15 protein-coding genes are annotated in these 19831 nt (G+C 38.4%); 6 read left to right on the top strand and 9 right to left on the bottom strand.

Translation table 11 applies throughout. The features are described 5' to 3' along the window. Positions 1-73 precede the first annotated feature (73 nt). Both AC04NP_RS06490 and AC04NP_RS06485 read left to right on the top strand, forming a co-directional pair. On the top strand, positions 74-337 hold the full coding sequence (locus AC04NP_RS06490) for a DUF6520 family protein (protein WP_482858707.1): 264 nt from the start codon (positions 74-76) through the stop codon (positions 335-337). A 702-nt stretch (positions 338-1039) separates the two neighbouring features. Further along, a complete protein-coding gene (locus tag AC04NP_RS06485) occupies positions 1040-2002 on the top strand; it encodes a hypothetical protein (protein ID WP_482858706.1) in 963 nt (320 codons plus the stop codon). Positions 2003-2686: 684 nt separating this feature from the next. Here the strand turns inward: AC04NP_RS06485 and AC04NP_RS06480 are convergent. The 7 genes from AC04NP_RS06480 to AC04NP_RS06450 all read right to left on the bottom strand — a co-directional run bounded on the left by AC04NP_RS06480 (position 2687) and on the right by AC04NP_RS06450 (position 12593). Further along, entirely contained in the window at positions 2687-3202 is a 516-nt protein-coding gene (locus tag AC04NP_RS06480; protein ID WP_482858705.1) for a hypothetical protein, read from the bottom strand. 213 nt (positions 3203-3415) lie between these two features. Continuing rightward, positions 3416-4702 carry a TlpA family protein disulfide reductase gene (locus tag AC04NP_RS06475; RefSeq protein WP_482858704.1) on the bottom strand — a complete coding sequence of 429 codons (1287 nt, stop codon included), beginning with the start codon at positions 4700-4702 and terminating at the stop codon, positions 3416-3418. Between the two features lie 148 nt (positions 4703-4850). Continuing rightward, the gene (locus AC04NP_RS06470; protein WP_482858703.1) at positions 4851-6266 is read right to left on the bottom strand and encodes a RagB/SusD family nutrient uptake outer membrane protein; all 1416 of its coding nucleotides are present in this window, start codon (positions 6264-6266) and stop codon (positions 4851-4853) included. 11 nt (positions 6267-6277) lie between these two features. After that, on the bottom strand, positions 6278-9628 hold the full coding sequence (locus AC04NP_RS06465) for a SusC/RagA family TonB-linked outer membrane protein (RefSeq protein ID WP_482858702.1): 3351 nt from the start codon (positions 9626-9628) through the stop codon (positions 6278-6280). A gap of 332 nt (positions 9629-9960) precedes the next feature. Continuing rightward, entirely contained in the window at positions 9961-11094 is a 1134-nt protein-coding gene (locus AC04NP_RS06460) for a FecR family protein (protein WP_482858701.1), read from the bottom strand. 372 nt (positions 11095-11466) lie between these two features. Further along, positions 11467-12084, bottom strand: a complete 618-nt coding sequence (locus AC04NP_RS06455; protein ID WP_482858700.1) for an RNA polymerase sigma factor — start codon at positions 12082-12084, stop codon at positions 11467-11469. A 200-nt stretch (positions 12085-12284) separates the two neighbouring features. After that, the gene (locus tag AC04NP_RS06450; protein ID WP_482858699.1) at positions 12285-12593 is read right to left on the bottom strand and encodes a hypothetical protein; all 309 of its coding nucleotides are present in this window, start codon (positions 12591-12593) and stop codon (positions 12285-12287) included. Positions 12594-13270: 677 nt separating this feature from the next. On the opposite strand from AC04NP_RS06450, the gene AC04NP_RS06445 reads away from it, so the two are divergent. The 4 genes from AC04NP_RS06445 (at position 13271) to AC04NP_RS06430 (ending at position 17544) form a co-directional block, all read left to right on the top strand. Further along, positions 13271-13543, top strand: coding sequence for a hypothetical protein (locus tag AC04NP_RS06445; protein ID WP_482858698.1), 273 nt, complete (start codon positions 13271-13273; stop codon positions 13541-13543). A gap of 537 nt (positions 13544-14080) precedes the next feature. After that, entirely contained in the window at positions 14081-15520 is a 1440-nt protein-coding gene (locus AC04NP_RS06440; RefSeq protein ID WP_482858697.1) for a tetratricopeptide repeat protein, read from the top strand. A gap of 473 nt (positions 15521-15993) precedes the next feature. Continuing rightward, positions 15994-16119, top strand: a complete 126-nt coding sequence (locus AC04NP_RS06435) for a hypothetical protein (protein WP_482858696.1) — start codon at positions 15994-15996, stop codon at positions 16117-16119. Positions 16120-16122: 3 nt separating this feature from the next. Further along, positions 16123-17544 carry a tetratricopeptide repeat protein gene (locus tag AC04NP_RS06430; RefSeq protein ID WP_482858695.1) on the top strand — a complete coding sequence of 474 codons (1422 nt, stop codon included), beginning with the start codon at positions 16123-16125 and terminating at the stop codon, positions 17542-17544. Between the two features lie 96 nt (positions 17545-17640). On the opposite strand, the gene AC04NP_RS06425 is transcribed toward AC04NP_RS06430, so the two are convergent. Continuing rightward, complete coding sequence (locus AC04NP_RS06425; RefSeq protein ID WP_482858694.1) at positions 17641-18795, bottom strand: THUMP-like domain-containing protein; 1155 nt, start codon at positions 18793-18795, stop codon at positions 17641-17643. 38 nt (positions 18796-18833) lie between these two features. Further along, entirely contained in the window at positions 18834-19826 is a 993-nt protein-coding gene (locus AC04NP_RS06420) for an aspartate-semialdehyde dehydrogenase (protein ID WP_482858693.1), read from the bottom strand. Positions 19827-19831 lie beyond the last annotated feature (5 nt).

The following is a 19831-nucleotide window of genomic DNA, read 5'->3' as shown; positions in this document are numbered from 1 at the left end:
GCCATAAGATCAGGGGTAACCGAAAACCTGTAAAAAAGAGTAGGCAATTTATTCGACCTTAAATAATAAAATCATGAATTCTTTAAAAAGTATTTTAACAGCTATCGCTTTTGTATTTGCCATTGGAGCAGCTTTTGCTTTTGCAACGGATAATGCTTCAACAACAGTACGTTTAAAGCCTGTAAATGGAAGTTGTGAGACACAAGATAGGGCAATTACCCTTCCTCAAGGTTGTGCATTACAGCCTGGAAATATTTGCACAATTGTTGACTTTGGAGTCACCAAGGAAATTTTTCAAGCAGGTAGCTGTGTAACTCCCTATGCTAAACAGCCTTGATCAATTTTGATATTGACATTGGTACTATAAAGTACCAATGTCTTATTTGTTTTAGATGAAGTTGAAGTAAAGAGCTATTTATGAGAAGTATTTCGATAAGTTTTACCTCTGTTTTAATTGTCGGAGCAATTTATACACTTGGAGCTAGAGGCTCAACAACGGTTCGTTTAAAGCCAGTTAATGGAAGCTGTGAACCGTCAGACATCATTATTCAGAAGCCAATTAACTGTAGTCTCTACCACTTCGGCCCAAACTGTACTATTTATATAGATTTTCAAATGAAAGAAATCTATCAAGCAGGTGGTTGTATTGTAGCTTATAAATACCAATAAGATCCAGTGATCAGAGCTTTGATCGAGTCTTAATTAAGGGGTTCGACAAATGAATATTTAATGGTTGTAACTTTATTTACTTGCTGCAGTTTGATCAAGGTACTCGAAAGTTCGTTAAAGACCCTGATAATTTTAGTAGAATTAAAACAATTAATCTTAATAGTTATCCTTAAGTTTCTTATACTCAACTATGCCAAATCGTATCATTTTCCTGATCAGCTTTTGTTTTATTTTTAGTGCTTTCATAATTCTTTTCTTGTACATACGTAGCTATAATTCAAATGATATCAGGAATGGATTTATTAGGAAAATCAAATCAGTAGTACTGGAGTCAGATAATTCAGTTGATATGCGGCATAACTCTTATTATTTGGCAGGAACATCTGATAGTCACATTTATTTGGGGAATTCTATGTTGACTGCTCATATGCTTGTTGTCTCTACCAATTTTACTGATACCCTCCATGTTAGGCTGGATAGGCCTTCACATTTACAATACTGGGATGCTGTGCAAGTAGTTGTGGATCATCCTCAAGTATATGTAATGGATGGCATATCGCCGGCAATACTACGTGGCATTCTACCCAAACCTTATATGGAGCGATTTATGTTGAACAACACTTTTTTTACCAATCCAACTGTATCACTTTCCCCTTCATCTTTTGTATTCAGAACCATAGATAAAACTTTGGGGCAGTATATTTTGACCAAAAAAAAACTTGGACCTGATTCTTCATATATCCACTATGCATCTGATATTCTGGAGAAACAAGTAGATGGAGTTTTTTGTACTGATGGGATGCTACACCATAATCGAGAAATGAATATATTGGTATACATTTATTATTACCGAAATCAGTTTATCTGCATGGATACCAATTTGAATTTACTTTACAAAGGCAACACTATAGATACTATTAGCCAGGCTAAGATTAAAGTAGCTGAAATTCAGTCAAATAATTCGATTACATTGGCTTCGCCACCTTTTTTGGTCAATAAGAAAAGTTGTGTGTATGGTAATTGGTTATTTATAAATTCAAACCTTATTGCTGACAATGAAGATAAAAGAACATTCCAGAAATCTAATGTAATCGATGTTTACAATTTGAAAGCGAGAGGAACATATGAATTTAGCTTCTATATTTCTCACTATCAAGGACACAAAATGAAGGGTTTTCAAGTATTAAAAGATAGGCTTTTTGCTATTCATGATCGATACCTGCTTTCCTATCAACTTGATTCAATATTTTCTCAGGAATTTAATAGTCCATTAGAAGAAGAATCTAAATACGATGACTTGGAAAATAATCAATTGATTGATAATCAGGAATAAGTATTAAAAATTCTGCCAAGAAAAACCTCGAAAAAGGCTCAATAACACTATATTCGGGGTAACATATCTAATATTAACAACAGAAATATATGTAGAATTTTTCAGAACAAGGTGAGCTTTTTGAACAATATGCTACTTTTTCTCCCAAATTGTACATTTTCAAGCAGACTGAGTTAGGCAAACTGCGCTCGGTATTACCCATTGGTCAGTTGTCCGGCCTGCTGCCCGATCAAAGTGGGGCTAGCCGTAGATCCTGGTTTGACAATGAAGGACAAATCGCCCTTTTATTATTGTCCCAATTGCTACGAATGGATGATCCTACCCTGTTAAAGCGGCTTAACTCGGACTGGGAGCTGCAAATGTTCTGCGGTCGTAAGAAAATAAATATGCCTACAACCGGTAACAGAAAAAATCAAACCAAAGAAAATTTGGACTTAGTTATTCTGAGTAATTTTCCAAGTCACCGTTTCCAAGCATAAGAATCAAAAACATCCATCCCCTCAACACAGCAAAAAAAAATCTGATTAGCCAAATTTTTTAACTAATTAACGAATATTTCTAAATAATTATCATTTGAATTGACTAATTTAATATATATCATCTTTTTAAAACTAAAAGAATAAGGATCAATTGCAATGAGCCTGGAAAAGATGTGAGCATTATACCATTGATAATGAAAAATTATTAATTAACAGATTTCCTTTCATTTAGATTTTGTTGTTGAATTGGCGAGGTCCCTAATTTTGGGAACATAAACCTCTCCTTTTTAGAAATGCATTTGCCATCTACCATTGAACAAACCAAGCAGATGTAATACCCCTTTATTATAGGATTATCATCTAGTATTTTTACTTTTTGCTTGAAACCGGCTTTTTCATCCATATACCGAAAAGTAATGCCCCAAATGTCATCGTACTTTTCTTTTACATTCAGTGGCCTAGTTTTACCTATAAGTTGGTAACTTTTATGCGCATCAAAGCTAATTTTCGTGGGTATCGGTCCTATGTCTACTTCGAAATCATTGGAATAGATATACCAATTGGGTTCAAGATCAATCTTAAAAAACAATTCTATTTCATCCCCAGGCTGCACTGTAGATTCTGAAACAATAAAGCTCCATTGCACCGGATCGGTTACTTGACTCCATGAATTGAGCCAACACAAAATTAAAATAACTAACAGAATGTTCTTTTTCCCCATTTTAATACTTCCAAATTTTTAATCTAATTACGACCTCATTAAACTAGAGAAAATTACTTTTAAATTCACCAATTGGGCTTTGAATAACATTAACTTTACGATTAAATCTTTACAATTGCAAATCAATATTCTTTTAGGATTCGATCATAATTAATAGTGATTATTAATACAAAGCTATCTTATAACATTCAATTAGACTGAGAAATTAATTCTTCATTCGTTGGTTTTGTCATCTATAACCAACATTTCCATCTTCCGTTTCTCTGCCTTTAATACCAATCCGTACTTCTTGAGTTCTTTGGCGACAGCCTGTGGGTTACTAAGATCAGCATCAAAAACTATATCCACATTTCCTTTTATACCGGTTTCATCTATTACAAATGGAATTGCTTTATTTACCATAAAGTATGTTAGCTTTGAGGTGAATGTGGAAAAAGGAGCATTTCTTAGGTTGACGTAAAAATTGGTGATTTCTGCATGAACGTCACCCCCGTCTGATAAGGATTTCTCATTAAACTTTTTAAGTATTACACAGCTGACTTCTCTTTTTTTGATCGACACATTGTAGCCAAATGCCTTATTCAAATCTTTTCGCATTATTTCTCGTAACTCCTCTATCCCGGCGCTCTCCTTGATTAACTCATAACAGTATAAATTAGAACTACTTTTTTTGTTTTTTGGAGGGTCAAAATGCTTAAAATCAGCCATTTCTAATTTAATTTGATGAAAAGGGTGTAGTTCATAAGCCTGCCAGTAAAGATGTGAAAGTGATACATTTACAAGGCGCATTCCAGCATATTTGCTCTCAGCATTGGGGAGTTTTATGTGTGCCATGGGTTCTAATCCTTCAATATGAGTTGTTACCGCTGAATAATAGTTGGCTGTCCTAGCACTATAGAGAGTGTTACCTTCTAATAACGACTTGCTGAAATCAACTGGTAAGACTTTATGTATCACCTTTTGCAAGCCTTTATCTAAAGGCTTGCCTAAAAGAACATCTTGAATATTCTTTTCTGTTACAGCCTCCTTTTCTGTGTATGCTATAATTGTTCCTTTATTAATCCATACTTTACCGAGCCATAAGTCACCATCTGCCATAAAGTATTCGGTTAAATCAGTATCAGCTGCACTCGGTAGTATGATTTGTTTTTTCTTCTTCAACCTTTCAAAAAACGTCTCAATTTTCTCAGGCTTTTCACCAGTAACTGGCAATATTTGTATCTGCGCAGAAAATTTTCGTTGCAGAGAATCCAACCTTGGAAAATCTGCTATACAGGGGCCACACCAAGTTGTCCAAAAATCAAGAATTAGCAGTTTATCCTGAAAGTCTGAAATTTTAGCAGTTTTCTTCTGATAGTTAACCATGTGGTTAAATGCTATATCTGGAACCCTGTCACCTACATTTAAAGGTTTTTGATTTGATATACTGATTGATTCCGCAGAACCATTGCTACAGCAATATAAGGTTAAAGTGACATAAACGAACTTAGTAAATTTCATATTTGCGTAATCTTTGATTTTTAATTGTTAGATATTGATTTCATCCATCCCAAAATGTCCATAATCCTGTTTTGGAATTAATGTATTCTTTTTCCATTTGGATAAAAAATCTAAACTTCAACATTATAAATTAAGAAATGTTAAATACTTAGTAGCCTTGATTCTGTATAAGGTTGGGATTCTTCTCAAGCTCCAATTGTGGTATGGGAAATAACTCATCAGTGGTTTGCCAGCTAGGTTTACTTGATGCCAGAACTGTATTTGCTTGGCCAGTTCTTTTTAAATCTCTCCAGCGATGGCCACCTTCAGCAAACAATTCTATTCTTCTTTCTTGTTCAACTGCCAATAACATTTGTTCAACTTCCAAAGAAGCAGATAAATTGGACAATCCAGCCCTAGCCCGAATTATATTTAGATCATCAATTGCCTCACCTATTTTATTTTGATTTGCACGTGCTTCAGCTCGTATTAGGAACTGTTCTGCTAAGCGGAATATCATATTATATTCTGTAATGCTGGAAGATTCTCTGACTTTATACTTAAAAGGAAAATAGTAGGTCGTGTTGTCTACATCATAGCTACCAACCCAATTATTTAACCTTGCGTCTCCAGCTTCAAAAACATTAATTAATTGGTCATTTAGTGAAACTTTAAAAGGTCGTAAAGTAAAATTAGCGGGAATAAATGTAAAACCATCCTCAGCATTTTTGTTTGCAGCGTTAGGCTTTAGTTGCCATATAGCTTCATTACTATTGGCTAAGAATACCGCATTCAAATCGGACTCTAAACTGTAAAGCAGCGAGTTATTGATTATAGCAGTGGCCTGCTCTTCAGCATTTGCCCAATCATCGAGATAAAGATATACCCTAGCCAACAAGGCTGTAGCGACCCATCTATTGGGACGTATCCGTTCTCCATTTGAAAAGGAATAGTCATCATTCAAAAGTATTTGAGCTTCTTCTAAATCCGAAATTATTTGTGCATAAATCTGTTGTTTCGAATTACGAGAGGCTACACTGTTTACTTTAAAATCGGTGGTCGTGATCACGGGTACATCTCCAAAAACATTTACTAAATAAAAATGGGTTAATGCTCTAATAAATCTTGCTTCTCCTGTTAATTGTTGTTTAGTTATCTCACTTATATTTTCAGAAGCAGCTAAACCTTCTAGAACAGCATTAGAATAATGGATGAATTTATATGCCTGATCCCAATTCCCTCCAACTATTGAATTTGTACTTGTAAGTTCATTATTAAAAAATTCTAATTCTGGGGCTGAAAACGAAAATATAAAAAATTCGTCTGAACACCATCCTTCAAATAAATTACTTTGAGTTGTTATTATGCTAGATTCATTTGTCATTTCGCTATAAATACCAATTATTGCAGCCATTGCAGACTCATCGTCTGTATATATAGTTTCCCTAATAATCTGATTTCTGGGTGGATCAATGTCAACGAAATCTTCGCATGAAGTTGACAAAATCATTAATAGTAGACAGAATATTATTAGTTTACCCAATTTTAAATTGTATATTTTTATGTTACAATTTAGAGATTTCATATTATCAAGTTTTAAAATGTAATTTGAAGACCGCCGGTTATCATACGCAAAGGAGGAAGTGATGAACCCTGACTTTCTGGATCCAGACCCTGGTAATCTGTTAAAGTAATTAGATTTTGACCTTGAATGTAAATTCTTAGATTTTCTAATCTCCATTGTTCTAAAATGCTATCAGAGATTTGATAAGAAATAGACACATTTTTAAGCCTTACAAAAGATGCATCGGTGACAGAATTGGTACCAAGTAAGAAATTGTTATTATGTCCTGTGACAATATCAGGATTTAATCCCACTGTAAATTGTTGGAAGTTAGAAATATCTCCAGGTTTCTGCCAACGATCTAGCACTGAGATCGGTTGTTGAGCCGATACAACTCCTGGTATTCCAAAATCTCTAAATATATTGTTACCTGTTTGTTTTACAAATTGAAATAGAAAATCTACTTGTAAGCCTTTATAAGTAATGCTATTTCTAACTCCTCCAAAGTACTGCTGTGCAACCTCTTTTAATGGGATGATGTCTTCTGGAAAAGTAATACTTTCATCTCCGCTGATATCTTCAAAAGTATACATTCCTGTTTCAGGATCAACACCAGTATTATTAAACACTTTTCTTATAAACAAGGATTTACCAACTTCATATGTATTAGCAAATGGCGATAGCCCTAGATCAGGATATTCTAACAATTTGTTACGAGGAATGGTAACATTAAAAGAAGTTACCCAATTGAAGTTAGAATTTCTCATATTGGTGGTATTTAGTTCAAATTCCCAACCAGTATTTTCGACTGTCGCTGGAAGATTTGCTTGAATAGAAGAAAATCCGGTGATGTTAGATAGTGGTAAACCAACAAGCTGATTTGATGAACGGTTTCTATAATGGCTTGCGGTTAAAAGTATACGATTTCCGATAAAGCCTGTCTCAAGCCCAAACTCCAATTTTTTTACTTTTTCCCAGCCATAATCAGGGTTTGCTAAACGAATAGGTATCAGGCCACCTATATTTTGATAAGGACGTTGCGTCGATGAATAGCTATCAAGATAACCATAATCTCCGATAGCGTCGCTACCTGTGGTGCCATAGCTAGCCCTTAGTTTCCCAAAACTTAAAAAGGGCAATGAATTCTTAATAAAATCTTCTTCAGAAAAAATCCAAGCAGTCCCTATCGCACCAAAATTGGCGAACTGATTACCCGGACCGAAACGGCTTGAGCCATCTCTTCTACCAGTCAAATTAAAAATATACTTTTCTTCCCAAATGTAATTAATACGACCAAATAATGCGTTATAATGATATTCTGTAAAATCAGAAATATTACTTAATATAGTTGTCCCTGCCTGTATGTTGCGAATTAAAGCATCACTAGCAAACCCAGTTACTTGTATTCTTTCTGACTCACTTAGATTCCTTTGAAATGTACTGCCGATAAGAATATTTAACCTATGGTCCCCAAAATTTGTATTATAATCCAGTTGAGGTTCAACAATCCAAGTTTCTTCGTTACGTTTAGCAGAACTAGCAACTGCTGGTAAGCCACTTCCGGGTTGTTGAGAACCGGCTGGGATTGTGCTAAATTCATCTAACTGCAAATTAGAGTAACCTAAATTTGATTTTAGCTGAAGCCCAGGTAATACTTCGTAGCTAATGTTTGTATTTGTAATCAAATTTTTTGTCTTCGCCTCGTACTTTCTTTCCAATATAGCAAAAGGATTCTCCCAAGTACCATTTTCCCAGTTTAAATTACCCTCACCCTCAAAAATATCTGGAGCATTTGGTGGAAGATTTAGTGCTCTTCTGGTAAGATCAGACCTTATCAAATTATTGTTATCCCTTGTATTACTAATCACCAAAGAAACCCTTAACTTGCTATTATCTGATGTATGATTTAAATTAAAATGTCCTGAGCCTCTTTGATAGGCAAAATCGCCAGGAAATACAGTCGTTTCACGAAAGTACCCCCCACTAAATAAAAACTGTGTTTTACTATTTCCTCCCGAAATAGTTGCTTGAGCATTTGTTACATTAGCGGTTCCACCTAATAGAACATCTTGCCAATCAGTGTAACGAGTTGTATCCCATTCGAGCAAATCAAATGCTGCAAATGCGAAATCTTCAGGGTTTAATCCAGCATTGTACCATGCCTCCCTACGCATTTCAAGATATTGTTCAGTATTTAATAGCTCCATTTTGTTTCCCACTTTACCAACACCGGTGCTTATATCAAAATTTACTTTAGTCTTTCCAGGTGTCCCCTTTTTGGTAGTAATTAAGACTACTCCATTGGCCCCTCTTGAACCATAAATGGCGGTAGCATCGGCATCTTTTAAAATCTCAATACTTTCAATATCCGCCGGATTGATGCTATTAAGTGGATTGGCATTTGGAATTACTTGACCACCCACAAAAAATGATGATAAAGATGATGGAACATAAGGTACACCGTCAACTATGTAAAAAGGTTGATTACCATTATCATTTAATGTATTTCGAAGGCTGTTTTGACCTCTTATTTGTATATCAAAACCTCCCCCCGGAACACCCGTATTCTGTTGTATATATACACCTGCAACTCTCCCTTGCAAAGCCTGCAAAGGATTGGTGATAGGCTGTTTTTCTATTTCTTGTGCTGTTACTTTAGCAATATTACCGGTCTGCACTTTTTTATTTACCTCATAATAACCCACATTTACCACTACTTCCCCAAGCGTAGTGACATCAAATTTCAACGAAATGTCAATCACCGCGCGCCCCGCTATGGCTACCTCCTTGCGTTCATAGCCTACATAGGAAAATACCAGCGTCGTTGCTTCATCAGGGGCTGACAGCCGGTAGTTTCCAACGGCATCCGTGATCACACCAATGCTGGTGTTTTTCACCAAAACACTGGCACCTGGAAGGGGTTCGCCATTTTCATCGGTCACCTTCCCACTGATATTTTGTTCCAGCGCAGATTCCTCCTCCTTCGGAGTCTGTAATTTCTTCAACGGTGGAGGAGCCTTAACGACAATGCTGCCGTTCAACTGGCGGAAAGACAAGTCTGTCTCGTTGGAGACGGTTTTAAGGACATCGGCCACACTCTCATTATCTACCATTAAGGTCACCCGTTGGCCTTCAGTGGCGCTGAGCACGCCCTGTTCGAAGATGAACTTGAACTCAGTATTCTCTTGTATCGATTCCAGCGCACGACGGACGGTAACCTGCTGAAGCTTTAAAGAAATAAATACTTCATTTACACTTTTATGTTGTGCATTACCCTCATTGGCTAGGAGGACCCCCGAAAAGAGGTAGGTGAGGATAATACCATAGAAAAAGGTTCTGCTCATCATAATAAGTACCCTTAGATAAGGTAAATCTGTTTTCATAAAAGATTTGGTTTTGGTTAGATCTTTAGAGAGGCTTAAACATTTGCTACAACACCTGGATTAAGCCAATCAGTTTTTATTAATATTTTCTTTGTTTAAAATGTAAACGTTATCATACCAAGATCGAAGTCATTGGACCATCCTGTGGGTAACAAAGGGCCGTTGTAACCTCCGGGTCAGATTGCCTAGGCAGGTTTTTTTCCAGTTTGGTAAACCATGTTGTACATAGCGATAAGGGTTAAAGTCTTTCATTTTTTGGTTCGTTTATTGAAATTATATCTGTGGCCATCTTTTTCACCTATTTTATGTGGCCAGCATCGTTATGTTCGCGACTAATTTGGCGGTGTGTTTTCACACCCAAGGCCATTCACAGTCAAACCTTGATCTGTTAGCTGATAATCAATATCTATCGCGTATTGTAGCGTTTGCATGACGCGCATTAAGCTTTCATTTTTAAATTCCCCAAAGATGACGCAATCCCCTAACCTTTCATTTTCAACGTTGATTTTTACGCCATACCATTTTTCAAGGGTTTTGACTACTTCGGAAAACCGAGTGCCGCTGAACTTCAACACCCCCTCCTTCCAGGCAATCAGATCCGCGATGCTTTCCCTGGATTCTACCTTGATTTGACTGTTGGCCTGATTATAGGAGGCCAGCATGTTGGCCGTCAAAACGGCCGCTGCTTTATCATCGGCGTCTTCTTGTGGTGTCGACTTATTTTCAGCCTTTTCTACCCGCACCTTACCGGATGCCACAGCCACTTTGATTTGTGGCTCCTCGGGATAGAACCTAATATTAAAAGTCGTACCTAACACTGTGGTGATCAGATCGCCGGTCCGAATCATAAAAGGACGCTCCGGATCTTCTGACACCTCAAAAAAGGCCTCCCCTTCCAGAATCACTTCTCTTGTATTGCCTTCAAAAAGCTGTGGATAAACAAGCTTACTGCCGGAATTGAGCTTGACAGAAGAGCCATCAGGCAACGGGATGATAGACTTTTGTCCATATTCACTAACCTTCTCCACGTAAGCCACTTCTGCTGTTGTTACAGGTTCCTGGTGGTTGAAATAGTACCATACTCCCGCAGCTACGATGATCACTAATACAAAAAGTCCCCTTAACCACCCCCACAAGCCTTGTTTTTTGCTTCCTAGTTCCTGCACCTTGCTCTTTTTTGTTGTTTCCTGTGCTGCTTCAGTTTTATAATCGTTGACACTTCTTAGAAGATACTCAAAGGAGCGATTTTTATTTCCCAGGATTTCATCGACACTTTCTTCCAGCTTGTCAGAGTCAGGATCAAAGGTACAACCCGCATATTCCCATAAATCCTTGAGGAGTTGCTGGATCTTAGGGTTTGCTTCGGCAAGTTCTATGTAAGCATAGAACCTACTCAATTCTTCCTCATTGATTTTGTCATCAATGAACTTCTGAAATAACAAACTAATATCGTCTTCTATATTCATAACATTAAATGAGTGCTAATGTTAGTTTTGTTTTTCTGGGTTTTTACAAATTGTCCTTGAGAGGTACAAATGTCCCGGTATTTTTTCGGTTTTTTTTGTAACCAGATGAATGACAGAAAAATAAAATTCACTTAATTCATAAAAAGCCATAGGTTAGTTGTAAATTAGGGGAGTTGTCCCCTAATTGCGATATGGAACTACGGTTACTGAAAAAGGTCTTTTGGACCAACCCCAAAGGGTGTTTTTCCTGCTTTAGGATTTCGTTTCATTCAGTACCTTTCCAGTCCCAAAAGATACAGAGGCTCGGATAATTTGAAAATAATGTGGGATAATTATGGTAGATTAAAGAATAGGGTGAGGAAGATTATTGGATCAACTTAACACGACTAACAAAAGCGTCAGGGTAATTTCAGTAGTATGTAACAATTTCTCTTTAATAGCTTTTAAGGCAAGCACTAGGTTGTTTCTTACTGTTTTTTCTGAGATATTGAGTGCTGTGGCAATGGCCTGGTTACTTTTTCCCTCGTGGCGGGACATGAGATAAATGGACCTGTTTCTGGGTGGTAGATTTTGAATAACTTCCTGAACCAAATGTTGGTATTCCTTAAACGTAATAATGTTTTGAGTAGCGTTGCTCACCTTCTCTATGTTATTAAGCTGCTGTTTTTTTAAACGCTCATCCAAGGCAACTTTTCTGAAATGTTTAAGGGCAAGGTTTTTGGCAACCTTAAAAAGGTAGTGATCAAAAGATAGTTCCGGTTTAAGTTTCTTTCTGTCAAGCCATATCCTGAGGAAAGCTTCCTGAAGGAGCTCATCGGCCATAAATCGTGATTTTGTTATTTTAAAGGCATAGTGCCTCAACCTTCTTTGATAACGGTCATAAACTACCTTAAAAGCTATCTCATCTCCGGACTTTATCCTTTTGATCAAAATGCTTTCATCAGTATCCGTGTTCGTCTCCTGACTTAGGTCACCATTAACTGTCCCCATGTTCACCAAACGTTATTTTTCGATTATCAAATCATTAAATATGCAAAAAAAAAATTAAAATGTAAATCTTTACTGTTAAAAATTCAAGAATGTCGATTATCGATAGGGTCGAGTGGTTTAGGAATGGGTCACAATACCTACCTATTTTACAGGCAAGCTTTTGGGTAGTTTCTGCTGTGTTTAGTGTTATGTTAGGCCATTCATCGGTAATGTCCTTTGACTATTTTTTCAATGATCTCATCGATCTCATCAGGTTGGGTATGCTCCCGTACCAATATGTCCAATAACCGCATCCTTTTTTGCAACTGAAGGAAACCTGCATTGTCTGGCTCTATGGAGGGGGCATAATCGTTCAATTCAATCTGCCCCCACAGTTCACAAAGTAACTGCTGGATATCAGTATCACCTTTTGCCTTTTTTACATAGGTGTAAAATTGATGAAGTTCTCCAGCAGTGATTGTCTCATCAATAAGTTTTTGGAAGAGTTGCCGGATTAGTTTCGTTTCCATAACTTTAAGTAGTTGCCCAATAGATGTTCTTATAGTACAAATATAAACGTTTTTTTAACGTTGTAAAAAGTGCCAATAAAAGAATGTTAATAGCATGGATATGTTTCTTCATTGGTAAGTCCCGCTACATCACACCATAGCTAAACTGCCATATTCTTTCAGCCCTAATCAATACATGGCAGCGCATACCAATGTCAATTGCTTTTGTCCCCATTTAATGACAAGTACCACAAACATCAAAACAAATTAGTATTTATAGTCCCCGGTAAAGGCCTATTTTAATTTGTTGCTCGGAAATTATCCAAAATTTCCAGGTGGTTTTCACAAAGGTCGCCCCGCATCACTAAACAGGTTCAACGGTCGCAAGGGATTAAACCAAGATAAAGGCTTAAAAATTAGGTCGTTATAAAAAAAAAATGTACTTTCATAGTACATTCACCGACTGCAAAAACGGAAATGAAATTAGGCCTGTGGACATCATGGGCAATAAACAGAGGTCCAGCTACCGTCATATCAAAGTTTTAGGCTTTTCATGATATCGCTGAGCCAGCACTATTAGAAAATGTATGACATAACCAGTTAATCAGTTTTATTTTGATTTAACCCTAATTGAACCGGCTGGGCTTATCCGATTTGGGATGTTACCCAAGGTTAGGTGTCCTTAGCCGGTGATTGCTATGGGACTTTTATTATATATCCTGAATTATTTTAAGCTATGGTCAAGGGAAACAACAGGCCATAGGGCCCTCGGGGAGGGAGATGGTCTGGCCTATTTTAATCAATTATTCACCAATCTAAATTTTATTACCATGAAAAAGTTATTGATGATGTTTGTGATGTTAGTTGCCCCTTTCGCTTTTACCGCTTGTATCGATGATGGTACGGACGATGTCAAACCCCGAGTAGAATTGACTGATGACGAAGATGGAGATGATCGAGGTAAACGTTAATGGACAAAACTGGAAGCGGGCAATGTTTGCCCGCTTTTTTATTTTAACATCAAACATGAAGAAAATTTTTTATAGCAAAGGCGATAACCTCCGAACTCTGGTTATTCTCAACCTTCCCCGCTGGTAACCAACGTTGTGTTCAAAAATAACATTCTTCCATAACTACTGTTATTTGTCTTTTTTAATCATAAGCTTAGGTGTAACTAATTTCTCTTACCTCTCCCCAGCAAATGGGAAAATTACTTTTGTCTATGACCTTGATAGTCAGTACAGTTTTGAGTATATTTAATTGTTAGCATTTACCGTAGTGGTACAACGCCATTGATGCGTATGTAGCCAAAGTTTAGCCTAATTATCGGCTGAAGGAATTTAGGCGCCCCTTACCAGAAAATTACTAAAAATACGACCCCACTTAAGGAAAGAGACACTAAATAAAGCACTATTGATCTCGTTATAAGGAAGATAGAGAAATTATTTTTCTTTAAACGTAAAATATACGTATATTGTTGAATTTATTTATTGAGTCACCAAATATTTATGAAAAATCTCTGCATACTGACATTTTTTATTTGTGTTTGGGCAACCAGCTTGCTCCATGCCAATCAATATCCCTGGGCACATTTGCCTTCAAATCAGCAGGCTGATTCTCTAAAATCAGTGATCGTACAATTGGGTATTAACGACCTGGATTCCATTATTATCGTTGCCACTCAGCTCCGGCAAATCGCCGAAAAGTTACATGATGACAGCTGTAAGGCATATGCCATCAAGGAAATGGCATGGGCTTATAGACACAAACAACATCTGGCAGAAAGTATTCAGCATTATTTTCAGACCATAACGCTGTATCAGCAGTTGGCAGATAGCGCCGGTTTAGGTACTGCTTACTACAACATAGGCCTGATCTTTGCTAAAGCCAAACAGCATGACAAGGCCCTAAATTACTTAAAACAAGCCAAAGACTATTACCATGCTGCAGGAGAGGATGACAAGGTCATCCTGGCATTATATGACATGGCCAAACGTTATATTGAAAAAGGAGACCCCAAAGCAGCGGCCTCATTACTTAACGAGGCACTGGGGATTCTTCCTCACGGCAAAGATCTGGATAAATCAACAAAGGCCATGATCTATAACCGGTTGGGCTGGACTGCTAAAGACCAGCAAGACTATGCCGGCGCACGTTCATACTATCAAAAATCGTTATCTGAGTTAGACAATTCACCCAAATGGGGTAGGAAAAAAGCTATTGCCTACAACAATATCGCCGAAAGTTATTTTCTGGAAGGGAAGTATGATTCTGCGAGGATTTATATTAAAAAGGCGCTTAACAAAAAAGAGCAATTAAATGATTCCGACTTTACTCTGTCCACTTATGTACTATTGGGAAAACTGGAGTTCAACTTAGGTAATAAAAGAAAGGCGTTGGGTGTACTGAACTATGGTATTGATAAAGTTAAGACGACCAATAAGTTAAGCAAAAATATGAACGAAGCCTTGGCAATGGTCACAACGATCATAAATGCCTCTAGAGGTAGTGTTTTACTCGAAGGAACTACGCTGACACGCTATTTTGAAATTCAGCAGCAACAGTTCCAGGCACTACAGTACTTAAAATATCATTTGGATAAATACAGTATACAAGCAGGGGAAAACCTGTTTGTCCGTGAAAAAGATACGAAAGTTTTACAAGCCTCATTGACAGACAAAGAAAATACTTTGACTATCCGGAAACTAATAATCGCAGGATTGATTATAATTCTTGCTGCCTTGTTAGCCCTAGGGCTTCCATTCATAAAAAAACTTAACCAAAGAAACCAAAAAACCCTCCAGGATAAAGAAACCTTTATCAAGGACTTGATCAGCGAGTATGACCATAAGATCATCCAACTGATGATTGTTAAGGCAGAATATGAAGAAATCCTTGGCAAGCGAAAACGGGGTATGGGATTGGATGAGGATGACCTTTTAGATTAAACGATTAGAAGATCAAAACCAAACAAAAATCCGCTACCAAGAAGAACTGCTGAACGGATAAAGCTCACAAACCCCAATACAACCTTGGTTATCCCCATTGAGGGATAGCTGCGATACTCTCCACTGTTAATTGGTGGTTAATGGCTACCATAATGCATGATCCCACTATTGCCAAATAATTTGATATCGCCAGATTATGGCCATGGTGTATGTGATTTATTGTATCAATTCCTTTCTTCCCTTGTACATTTCTCTCAAAGATCCTTATAACTAGCTTCTTAGTTCGATACCCTGGATGCCTAATAGTATCTCCTACAGATATTGTCTCCAGGGTGGGGATTGACAGCTTATTTTCAAGACTATTTCAAAAAAAATCAACACAGGCTGGGAGTTATACCCCTGTAACAAGTAGTGTATAAAAGTGCCAATCGAAAAAGTGAAATGATAATTGCCAAACTATAGCTATGATATCCATGGAAACGGAATTGAAAAGGCTAATTGACAAACTGTTGGAAGACACCCTGAATGTGCAGGAGTTTAACTGGCTAAATGTCTTCATGCTGTTTCAGCAGACTGCTTTAGGTATGTTAAACACATAATCCATGATAAACTTTTGCTTCCTACTATGGCTTTTCATGGAGTTTAATATCTCAGGACGGCTGCAAACAACAAATGCCACCGCGGAAAGTTTGCATACATGGCAGCAGCAGAACATCTTAAAATCTGCCATCTTACGACTCGGTAAAAAGGCTCCGGACAGTACCATTGCCCTGTCACTTCGGTTGCAACAGATGGCTGAAAAATCATGTAATGACATAACCATGACATTCGCTGTTAGTCAATTATCTCTGGCTTACAAACTACAGGGTAACCTCGGACAAAGTACCCGGTATTTTTTTCAGTGGAAAAGGCTTGCAGAACAGCAACATGACACAACCGGTCTGGGTAGAGTATACCTTAACCTAGGTCAAATTCTCGCCCAGGCGAATAAGTATGATCAGGCTTTGAAGTACCTGGAACGGGCTAAAACCCATTTTCTGGCGTTAGATAGGCCTTATGATCTCAGTGAAGTGTTATATGAAATGGCCATTTGCTATGTAGAAAAAGGCAGCGCGGTACCTGCGATCAAATTACTTGACAAGGCTTTGGCCACATGTCCCAAAGAGCGGATTTCCCAAATTGCCAGGATTTATACCCTAATGGGAAAAGTGGCCAAAGAACAGAGAGATTATACCAAAGCCAGGAATTTTTACGGTAAGTCAATGTCATTGCTAGAAGGACAGCCAAAGTGGAGCAAGTACAAAGCTATAGCCTATAATAACATTGGCGAAAGCTACTTGCTAGAGGAACGATACGACTCTGCTCTCTGGTATCTTGAAAATCAGTGGATCCTGAGGGACACCTTACAAGACCCTGATATCACTCTATCCACACTGCTACTGCTGGCCGAGCTCACTACCAAAAGCGGCAGACCCCAGAATGCCATGCAATGGCTCAAAAAGGGCATAGCTCTCATCAATAAAACACAACTTTCTCCATTGAGTTCAAACGTCAACAAAACAATAGAATTCGTTAGTAAGGTGGCAACCCACCAAAGTGCTAATTTCCCTTTAGCCCAAGAGATCCTAACAGAATACATGAAGATCCAACAGCGACGGTCGGAGGCACTGCTGGAATTGCAAAGTAACCTAATAAAACACCGTTTGCAGGCTGAAATCCTCCTACATGATGCCCATCATAAAGCTGATGCTTTGCAGTTGTCACTTACTCGCAGGACGAAAACGTTGGGTGGGATATCTGCCATTCTGCTGGTTTTGGTGGTCACAAGTTTATGGTATGCCAAAAAACAAAGAGGTGAAAAACAAAATATTTTGGAGGACAAAGATGCCTTTATCGCTGAACAGGTAAGAAAATATGATCAGCGGATTTTGCAGATGCTCATCGTGAAAGCGGAATACGAACAGATGAAAAAAACCCTTAAAAGGGACTTTGGCTTCGATGATGACGACTTTGGTGGGGACTAGAGATAATGTACGGTTCACAGTGAAATTAACAATTACAGGGTTACAGGCTGCCGGTTTTGGTGCCGAAACCTGCCTCCATCCCCCCCTCGCTCCTTTTCACTCCACGGGGAACTTAACACAAATCAATAACACCAATTTATGATCCATATTTGTGGTGGCAAAGACGTAATGATCCCCGCCCGGTTTCAGGCCTGTTTTTTTTCGGATCATATCAACGGAGTACGGGAAATTTCTGGCGGTGATATGGGCTTTGCCTTCTGGTATATGGGCCAGGACTTCTTTTTTATTTAATCTGGATATCGCCTGTATTTTAAACTTTCTGCCCGGAAAATCTTTCAGGTGTCGATCAGAAGTATATAAATGGCTATGTGGATGCAATTTGAGCAAACCAAAACACGCGCCAATGATTTTAAACCCTCCTGCTTTTAAAATGGCTGCATTTGGCTCGTAAAGATAGCCTTTGGGATGGTCAAAAATGACAGTGGCGGTGGATTCAGCATCACTTGGATAGCTGAAAACTTCCCTGTCTTCATAATTTTTGAGGTTAATGGTATGGATGTGAGGCGTCCGTTCAAATCCTTTTTGGATGGCATACAAGACCTCCTTCACCTCATTTCTCACGGCCACTACATAGACCTTTTTCACATTTCTCAGCGCGTTAAGGGCTTGTTTGATATCAAGCATAGGAGAAGTTTTGATCAGAATATTATCTGAACGGCGAAAAAAGCTATCCTGCATCAGGGTCACATCAGGCTGGCAATCTGACAATCTGAATACCCTGGCATGGTGGTCATCGCGCCTGGCGGGATCGATATAAATCCAGTCCACCGGCATAGAATCACCCTTTAAAAAATCTAAGGCGTCCATGATGGTAACGTGGATACGGGGTGCCTGCAACCGGGCAAAATTATGTTTTGCCAGAAGACCTAACTCAGTTTCTTTTTCTACGTAATAAGTTCGATTGAATCGCCTGCTCAGAAAATAAGTATCGATTCCTGCACCCCCTGTCAGATCTATCAGCTTATCCCCCTGAAGCCACTCACTTTTCAGCCTGGCAGTAGCTTCCGAAGAGCATTGTTCCATGGCAAGGGCTGGCGGAAATATGATGTTTTCGGACTGATACCAGGATGGTATCTTGTTTTTGGCTTTCTGTCTGGCTTTGATTTGTGCTGCTACTTCACGCAAAGGGACATCAGGATATTTGGACGCGGACAACAGCAAAGTTGCCGGGTCATCATCCTGATGTTCCAAAATGAATTTTTTTACATGAGGTTGCGAAAGTCCGGCAATCAATAAACCAAATTATGCGCTGCCATGTACTCTGCAATCTGCACAGCGTTTGTGGCTGCGCCTTTTCTCAGGTTATCGGCCACAATCCACATATTCAGGGTTTTAGGCTGTGACTCATCCCTTCTTAGCCTGCCAACAAAAACTTCATCACGGTTGTGAGCGTTGATGGGCATTGGGTATTTCAATTGTTCCACATCATCTTCAACCACTACACCGGCTGCGTTGGAAAGCAATTCCCTGACCTCATTCAGCTCAAAATCCTCATGAAATTCTACGTTGACGGACTCGGAATGGCCACCGATCACGGGTATTCTGACGGTAGTGGCGGTAACGGCCATATGCTGATCATCCAGAATTTTTTTGGTTTCATTAATCATCTTCATTTCCTCCTTGGTATAGCCGTTTTCCTGAAACACGTCAATGTGAGGAAGGACATTTAAATCAATCCTGTAAGGGTATACCTTTCCATGCTCATTACCGGCACGCTCGTTCATCAACTGATCAACGGCAGCTTTCCCTGTACCGGTAACAGATTGATAAGTAGATACTACAATGCGTTTTATTTTGTATTTGTCATGCAGCGGTGCTAAAGCCACTACCATCTGAATGGTCGAACAATTCGGATTGGCAATGATTCTGTCATCGATCCTTAATTTTGAAGCGTTGATCTCCGGAACAATCAGCTTATGCCTGGGGCTCATCCGCCATGCCGAAGAATTATCGATAACGATGGTACCCACTTCGGCAAATTTCGGAGCCCATTCCAACGAAGTGCTGCCACCGGCAGAAAAAATCGCCACATCAGGTTGCTGTTTCACAGCCGCTTCCATACTGATAACTTCGTGATTACGATCATTATAAGCAATGGTTTTACCCACTGACCTGGGTGAGGCCACCATCAGAATTTCATCATACTGAAAGTTTCTCTCTTTTATCACTTTCAGCACCTCAGCGCCTACCAACCCTGTAGCACCAACTACTGCTAATTTCATATTTG

The organism is Agaribacillus sp. DX54 (genome assembly GCF_056858335.1).
Note: the sequence above shows the minus strand (reverse complement) of the source record. Positions and strands in the feature narration are given on the sequence as shown.